General features: G+C 60.0%; 3 protein-coding genes and 1 pseudogene. All 4 read right to left on the reverse strand.

Going from position 1 to position 5,743, the window contains the following annotated elements; all coding sequences use genetic code 11:
• Positions 1-501 (reverse strand): annotated as a pseudogene (eno, locus tag VEZ52_RS07610) (phosphopyruvate hydratase); the annotation flags it as partial.
• A gap of 156 nt (positions 502-657) precedes the next feature.
• Positions 658-1,452 carry a type III pantothenate kinase gene (locus VEZ52_RS07615; protein WP_324836292.1) on the reverse strand — a complete coding sequence of 265 codons (795 nt, stop codon included), beginning with the start codon at positions 1,450-1,452 and terminating at the stop codon, positions 658-660.
• 249 nt (positions 1,453-1,701) lie between these two features.
• Positions 1,702-3,531, reverse strand: coding sequence for a glutamine--fructose-6-phosphate transaminase (isomerizing) (gene glmS, locus VEZ52_RS07620; RefSeq protein WP_324836293.1), 1,830 nt, complete (start codon positions 3,529-3,531; stop codon positions 1,702-1,704).
• A 222-nt stretch (positions 3,532-3,753) separates the two neighbouring features.
• Positions 3,754-5,673 (reverse strand): SurA N-terminal domain-containing protein, encoded by a 1,920-nt coding sequence (locus VEZ52_RS07625; protein ID WP_324836295.1) that lies wholly within the window; start codon positions 5,671-5,673, stop codon positions 3,754-3,756.
• Positions 5,674-5,743 lie beyond the last annotated feature (70 nt).

Consider the following 5,743-nt stretch of genomic DNA (forward strand, 5'->3'; position numbering starts at 1 on the left):
GATCATGAATTCCTGAATATCCAGATTGTTGGGAGCATGCGCGCCGCCGTTGATGATGTTCATCATGGGCACGGGCAGCACCTTGGCGTTGATGCCGCCAAGATACTTGTAGAGCGGCAGGCCAAGAAATTCGGAAGCCACGCGCGCGCAGGCCATGGAAACACCCAGCATGGCGTTGGCGCCAAGACGGGATTTGTTGTCGGTACCGTCAAGGTCGATAAGGGTGTTGTCGATCTGCACCTGACGCAGCACGTCCATGCCAACAATGGCTTCGGCGATTTCACCGTTGACGTTGTCAACAGCCTTGGTCACGCCCTTGCCGCCAAAACGGCTCTTGTCGCCATCACGCATTTCCAGGGCTTCACGGCTGCCCGTGGAGGCCCCGGAGGGTACCGCCGCCCGGGCGCTGTGACCGGATTCCAGCGTCACTTCCACTTCAACAGTGGGGTTGCCGCGCGAATCAAGAATCTCACGGCCATAAACTGAAGCAATGCCGCTCATTGTCTACTCCTTTTGCCCTGGGGGGGCTTGTTTACGAAAATGCTTACCACGGCGCAAAGGCCAATGGTCTGCGGATAAGTCGATCAGAACTTTTGCCCGTGAAACGTCTGTTCAGGGCCAGAAGCGCCGCCTGACTGTCAGGCGGGATTCATGGCGCTATTCGTCCGTGCCGGGTTCTTCATAGTGCAGCCTGCGCAGGCCCTCGAGCAGGAGCATGGGCAGCACCTGATCAAACACGTTGCTGACCCTGGCGATGGAGGAAGCAAAGCCCCCTGTGCCAAGCACCTTGACCGGGCCGGACATCTGCCGTTTGAGGCGCTGCGTGAGGCCCTCGACCATACAGGCAAAGCCAAAAACAAGGCCGTGCTGGATGCTGGTTGTGGTATTGCGGCCAGGTGTTGGCTCGTTGGCGCGCACGTCAAGGTTGACCCGGGGCAGCTTGGCGGCCTCGCGCGAAAGCGCGGTCAGAGCCGTGCGCGGGCCGGGAAAAATCAGGCCGCCCATGTAGGCATCGCCGCTCACGCAGTCGATGGTCACCGCCGTGCCAAAATCAACAATAAGCAGAGAAGGCGTTTCCGGATACATGCGGCGCGCCGCGTAAGCTCCCACCAGTCTGTCCGCGCCCACTTCCGCAGGGCGTTCATAACGGTTTTCAAGCGGAACCGGCAGTTCCTTGCCCACACGCTGCAAGGGGCAGCCCACATAGCGGGCCACTGCCTCGCGCAGCAGGGGATCAAAGCCGGGCGCAACAGATGACGCAACGCAGGTTTTGAGTTGCGCGGGGGCAACGCCCGCATGCTGCAAAAGCGTGAGAAGGGTAAGACCAAAATTGTCCGCCGACTGGGCGGTGTCGGTGCGCAGGGTGTACGAAGTCAGCACATGACGCTCGTTGCCCAGCCCAATCTTGATGGAAGTATTGCCTATGTCGAAAAGCAGAATCTCGGGCTGCATATGCGCCTCCGCAAAGGCCTGAAAGGTTACAGAGCCGGATTATGCCCAATTTGCCCGCACTAGGCAAGCCGCACAGAATCAGGCCATTAGGTGGCAATTGCATGCCAATGTGACCGAAAATAATACCATGCAGGCCGGGACAACCAATGCATCACAGCAAGCCCCGCGCCTGCCGTGCGCATACATTGGCACAACAGACGCGGGGCAACTGTTTTCTCGGCGGCGCAGCGCCCGCCGGGGCTGATCTGTCTATTCCACCGTAACGCTCTTGGCCAGGTTGCGGGGCTGGTCCACATCCTTGCCGAGGTAGTCAGCGGTTTCATAGCTGAAAAGCTGAAGCGCGGGCAGGGCCATAAAGCCTGCCAGAGGAGCGGGCAGGGAGGGGATAACCCATGTATCTTCCGCGCCAAGGTCAAAACCCTTGTTGGTCAGGGCGATAACCTTGCCCTGCCGGGCCTGCACCTCGACCATATTGGACTTCACCTTGGGCAACAGGACATCGTCCAGCGCCAGGGCAAAGGTGGGGAACGAGGGGTCGATCAGGGCAATGGGGCCGTGCTTCATTTCGCCTGCCGCGTAGCCTTCTGCATGGATGTACGAAAGTTCCTTGAGCTTCAGCGCGCCTTCCAGAGCCAGGGAGTAGCAATGACCGCGCCCAAGGTAGAAGAAATTGCGGGCCTGGGCATACTTGCGGGAAAGCTCCCGCGCCTTTTCGTGCATGGCGGGCAACGCGGCATCCAGCTGCGCAGGCAGGTTTTCCAGCATGTCGATGATCTTGCGGCGCTCATCCGCAGACATGGTGCCGTTGCGCTTGCTCCAGTACAGGGCCATGAGGGCCAGCATGAGCATCTGGCTGCACATGGCCTTGGTGGAGGCCACGCTGATTTCCGGCCCGGCCTGGGTGTAGAGCACGGCTGAGGCGTCGCGCGCGATGGACGAACCCACCACGTTGCACAAGCCAAGCACGGTCACGCCCTTTTCCTTGGCAATGCGCAGGGCTGCCAGGGTGTCGGCGGTTTCACCACTCTGGCTGATGACGAGCACCATGTCGTCCTTATCCAGCAGCAGGGTGTCCCGATAGCGGAACTCGGAGGCTATTTCCACCTGCACGGGCACATGCGCCCAATGCTCCAGCAAATGCCGCCCCCACAGGCCGGAATGGTAAGACGTGCCGCAGGCCACGATGTGCAGGCGGCGCGGCACCGGCAGGCTGTCCAGCTCCGCAAGGCGCACATCGCTGTGGTCGCCTTCAATGCGGCCCGTGAGGCCATCAGTGATAACGCGGGGCTGCTCAAAAATTTCCTTGAGCATAAAGTGGCGGTAGCCGCCTTTTTGCGCGGCCTGCATGTCCCACTGGATGGTCTGAGGCTCGGGATGCACCGGGCTCAGATCCTTGAGGCGCATGATGGCGTAGTCAGAAGCGGTGGCGCGCACCAGCTCGCCGTCTTCCAGAAATACCACCTGGCGCGTGTAGGGCAGAAAGGCCGGGATGTCGGACGCCACAAAATTTTCGCCCGTACCCTGGCCGAAGATAAGCGGAGCAGACATGCGCGCGGCGTAGATGACGCCGGGCTCGTTTTTGTCCATAAGGCAGACCGCGTATGCGCCGTGCGCTTCGCGCAGGGCGACGGCAAAGGCGTGCAGCAGGTCAGGCTCGGTCTTGCGGCGTTCGGCTACGAGGTTCACCAGCACTTCGGTGTCTGTCTCGGAGCTGAACGTATAGCCTTTGGCCGTCAGGTCAGCCTTGATTTCCTGATAATTTTCAATGATGCCGTTGTGCACAATGGCAAGTGCGCCATCGTTGGAACGGTGGGGATGGGCGTTGCGCTCGGCGGGCACGCCGTGGGTGGCCCAACGGGTGTGGCCCATGGCGCTGGTGGGCGTGGTCACGCCTTCTTCGTGGGCGAGCTTTTCTTCCAGCGCGGCCAGCTTGCCGGTGGCGCGCACCACATGCAGATCGCCCTGACGGGCAAAAGCCACGCCCGCAGAGTCGTACCCACGGTATTCCAGACGGCGCAAGCCCTCAACCACAACGGGTACCGCAGGCCTGTGACCCGCATAACCGATAATGCCGCACATAGAGTGCCTCCTTTTATCGCCGGGCAAGGCCCGTTCACAGACCACTCGGTCGACCTGTGAGAAATAGGTAGGTATGTCGTTTTGTAAATATCCCTGCCGCCAGAACGGAGAGGGTTGGGGGGAAATATACAAGGCCGGAACCGCAATACGCGGTTCCGGTCGAGAGTTCAATGTGTCTGTCGCCTGCGCGCCGGGGGCACTTGGGCCATCGGCAGGGCAGAGCTACATGTTCTTTCTGTCCACAATGTCCATGTTGTGCACTTCAACCTTGGCGGTCGAAAGCAGGCGCTGCATGAAGGTTTCGTACATGCCCTGAAGGCGTTCGCGCTCCACGGCATTGACCATGATGTCCTTGATCATATCCCACTCTGCGGGATCGGGAGGCTGCACAGCGCCAACGTGCACGAGCACGGCGCCCTGGCCGTCCTTGGGGCTGTTGACGGCAAAGGCCGCAGGCAGCCACTGGCCGACCTTGGCATGGAACAGGGCTGCTGCAAGTTCGGGGTCTGCCCCAAAATCTGCCAGGCTTCCGCTGCGATCCATGGGATTGGCGGTCTTGATGCCCATACCTGTCTTAACGGTGGGGTTGATGGAGCCGTCCGCAAGGTTCTTGCGGTGTTCCGTTGCCGCGCGCATGGCTTCGGCAAGGGCCTTTTCGCCCTGCAAACGGGCGGAGATTTTATCTTTCACAGCTTCAAGCGGCGCGGTGGATGCGGGCTCAGCCTTGAGCACACGGGCCACCACATAGGCATCGCCAGCTTCAAGCGCCCTGTCCACAGGCGAATTGGCCGGGGTCTTTTCAAGACTTGCGGCGGCTTCGGCGCTGATGCCCATCTTCTGTTGCAGCTCCTGCGCAGAAGCCATGCCCGTTTGCTGGGCTTCAAGCCCCAGAGCCTGCGCGCTTTTTTCAAGCGGCTTGCCGAGGATGTTGTCTTCAATGAGGTTATCAAGAACATCGCGCAGTTTGTCCGCGCCCTGTTCTTTGGCGATGGCCTTGCGCACATCGGCGGCAACGCTGGCAAAGGGCTGCGTGTCGCCGCCCTTCTTTTCCTCCACCTTGATGATGTGCAGACCAAACTGGCTGCGCACAGGCGCGGAAACCTTACCGGGCTCAAGGGCAAAGGCCGTGTCTTCAAAAGGCTTGACCGTGGTGCCGCGCTTGATCCAGCCAAGCTCGCCGCCAGGGCCGGCAGCATTGGGGCCGTTGTTGGCATTGGCCACATCGGCAAAACTTTTGCCGCTCTTAAGTTCTTTTTCAATGCCAGCCGCGGTTTCCTGCGCTTTTTTCACGTCCGCCTCGGCGGCGTCTTCGGCCAGCGGCACAAGAATGTGGGCTGCCTTGACTTCTTCCTGCTGGTTGAAGCGGGAAAGATTGGCATCGTACCACTTGCGGGCGTCGGCCTCGCTGATGGCTTCGGGCTTAACCAGATTTTCCGGCGAAATGCGGATGTAGGCCACATCCACCTTGGGAGGAATGGCAAATTCAGCCTTGTGGCTGTCGTAATAGGCGGCTACTTCCGCATCCGAAGGCTTGGCATTTGCCATGAAATCGGCAGCAGGAATAAAAATGTAATCAGGTACCCGCTGTTCACGCAGGAAGTTGTAACGGTTCTGGGCTTCGGCAGGATCATGCCACGCTGCGGCAGTGACCAGGGCAAAGAGCTTCTGCCGCAGCAGGTCTTCACTCATGTCGTGCTCATACTGCGCGGGCGTGATGCGCTGCATCTGCAAAACGCGCTTGTACGCTTCGGGATCAAACTGCCCCTTGGCGTTCTGGAAGGCCGGGACCTGCCCCACGGCAATGCGCAGCTCAAGCGGCGTCACGGTAATGCCCGCGCTGGCGGCTTCCTGACGCACGAGAGACTGGCTGACCAGATCACGCAGCACCTGACGGCCAAGGCCCTGACGAACCTGCTCGCGCGTTGCGCCGGGGTTGTTGCGCATCACGGATTCTTCCGCATTGCGATAGGCGAGTTCAAAATCACGCACGGTAATGGGTTCGCCGTTAACCATGGCGACCACATTGCCCGCGCCCCGGTCTTTCATACTGCCCACGCCCCAGAAAACAAAGACAAGGATAATGAGGCCAAAAGCCAGTTTGACGCCAAGAGACTGCGAATTGGAACGGATATACTCAAGCATGCTTACTCCGAGATGCGGTATTTCCCAAAAGATAGGGAGGCATCATAAGCGCAAACTGTGGGAAACTCAA

Source organism: Desulfovibrio sp. (assembly GCF_035644575.1).
In the GTDB taxonomy this organism is placed as follows: Bacteria; Desulfobacterota; Desulfovibrionia; order Desulfovibrionales; family Desulfovibrionaceae; genus Desulfovibrio.

What these genes read in the sequence shown, in the direction of transcription:
- VEZ52_RS07615 (WP_324836292.1), bottom strand. Translation starts at nt 1,452, where the DNA reads ATGCAGCCCGAGATTCTGCTTTTCGACATAGGCAATACTTCCATCAAG.
- glmS (WP_324836293.1), bottom strand. Translation starts at nt 3,531, where the DNA reads ATGTGCGGCATTATCGGTTATGCGGGTCACAGGCCTGCGGTACCCGTT.
- VEZ52_RS07625 (WP_324836295.1), bottom strand. Translation starts at nt 5,673, where the DNA reads ATGCTTGAGTATATCCGTTCCAATTCGCAGTCTCTTGGCGTCAAACTG.